The sequence below is a fragment of the Streptosporangium sp. NPDC023615 genome (genome assembly GCF_040640155.1).
Classification (GTDB): Bacteria; Actinomycetota; Actinomycetes; order Streptosporangiales; family Streptosporangiaceae; genus Streptosporangium.
Map to the genome: position 1 here is coordinate 1 of NZ_JBFABE010000143.1, position 1,687 is coordinate 1,687.

Annotated in this window: 3 protein-coding genes; 1 reads left to right on the top strand and 2 read right to left on the bottom strand. The window is 71.1% G+C overall.

What is annotated here, in order from left to right:
* A partial coding sequence (locus AB0G16_RS38395; protein ID WP_362815904.1) for an ice-binding family protein occupies nt 1-276 on the bottom strand: 276 nt, incomplete at its 3' end.
* Here AB0G16_RS38395 and AB0G16_RS38400 point away from each other — a divergent pair.
* The gene (locus tag AB0G16_RS38400; protein WP_362815906.1) at nt 275-517 is read left to right on the top strand and encodes a hypothetical protein; all 243 of its coding nucleotides are present in this window, start codon (nt 275-277) and stop codon (nt 515-517) included. The two genes, AB0G16_RS38395 and AB0G16_RS38400, sit on opposite strands and share 2 nt — an antisense overlap.
* A gap of 370 nt (nt 518-887) precedes the next feature.
* On the opposite strand, the gene AB0G16_RS38405 is transcribed toward AB0G16_RS38400, so the two are convergent.
* On the bottom strand, nt 888-1,547 hold the full coding sequence (locus tag AB0G16_RS38405) for a hypothetical protein (protein WP_362815908.1): 660 nt from the start codon (nt 1,545-1,547) through the stop codon (nt 888-890).
* Between the last annotated feature and the right edge of the window lie 140 nt (nt 1,548-1,687).

Sequence of the window (1,687 nt, forward strand, 5' to 3'; positions counted from 1 at the left end):
GGCGTCGTTGTAGGCGGTGGTGAGGTCGGCCTGGGCCTGGGCGGCGGTGGCGTCGGCGGCGTAGACGGTGCCGATCACGGTGCCGGGCGGGAAGCCGGTGACGGACGTGCCCGGGCTCAGTCCGAGGTCACCGGTGAGCACGGTCGGGCCGGTACTGGTGACCGTGCTCGCGGCCAGGACCGCGAACGCGCCGGCCGTCCCCAGCTCCACCGGCTCCGCGGCGCCGCGGCCGGGCCGCGCGGTGATGAGCACGGTCAGGACGGGGACGAGCAACATGATCATCATTGCCGGTGACGCCCTCCGGGGAGACGGTGACGCCCTCCCGGGAGAGCGGAGCCGGGCCGGTCTCGAAACGCCGGTACGTCGCGGCGGCACCGAGACAGAAATCCTCATACGTCCCTCACCCGCGGGCGGCGTCACCGGGAAGAAGGTTTCGACGACCTTCGAGACCTTCGAGACCTTCGATGACCGGAGAGCCCGGTGGCCGGCCCGCGATCGAATAGTGATCTTGTTCTAGCACCCGACCGCACCGTCACGGTGACGGCGTGCCGACCGGTGGATCGGCCTGTCCGGGCGTTTTACCCGAGGGTGGTCGCTTCTCGGTGCTCCTCGTGCGCGGAGCTCGTCCGCTTCGTGGGCCTCTCCCCTTCGGGTCTTCCCAAGGCGGCGGTTCGGCCCTGCGGCGGGCCGGTCCCGTGGCGGGGCGGCGGGGTCCCGTGACGGACAGGCCGGCCGGTCGCCCGTCGGATACCGCGCCGAGGGCGCGGGGAACATCCTTCGAGCCCTCAGGCGGGACATGTCCGGCCACCGGCGGCCGGACCGCACCGACGGGGAGAGCGGCCCGGTGGACGGCCCGGGAGCCTTTCCGGGCCGTCCCCGCCGCTCCGTCACGTCGTCGCGACCGTCTTACGCGTCCCGAGGAACTCGAAGTCGTAGACGGTGTTGTTAACCTGCAGTCCGTCGATCGCCCCGATGAAAGGGCCGTCCGTGCTGGCGAACCCCAGGCTGAAGGTGATCACCGCATCCGGCAGCCTGGTCTTGAGCTGGTCGAACGTGCACGGAGTGGCCACCGTGCAGCCGATCAGGGTGCCTGTCGTCCCGGTGGCGTACCAGGCGCTGCCAGCGGCACCGGCGTCGTACTCCTGCCAGGTGTTGGCCGTCGGGGTCGCGGGAGCCGACGGGGCGGTGGACGCCTCGGGCAGGTAGATCAGCGTGGTGACGTCCGTCGTTCCCACGTTGGGGTCGGCCTCTATGTTGAGAGAGGGCAGCGACACGTCCGCCATGGAGTCGGTGCCCGCGAACACCCAGTACTTCAGGGTGGTGATGTCTCCGACCGGCAGTTCCGCGAAGTCGGTCTCGTTCCCGAAGGCGATCTCGTCAGGTTCGTCGTCGACGATGATGCCGATGCTGCCGCTGCCGTGGGGCGGTGGTACGTCCGCGGCGGAAACGGTGGGATCCGTGCGGGCGTACGGGCCGGTGCGGTACACCGCGCTCGGGTCCCCCAACGTCTCGCGACCGATGATGCCCCACGTGTCATCGGCGCACACCGTCTCTCCCACGGGACCGGTAGCCCCCGTCGGTCCTGCGGGTCCGGTGAGGCCGATCGGCCCTGCCGGTCCTACCGGTCCGGTGGCGCCGGTTTCTCCGGTGGCGCCGGTGGCGCCGGTCGGTCCTGCTGGTCCGGTCG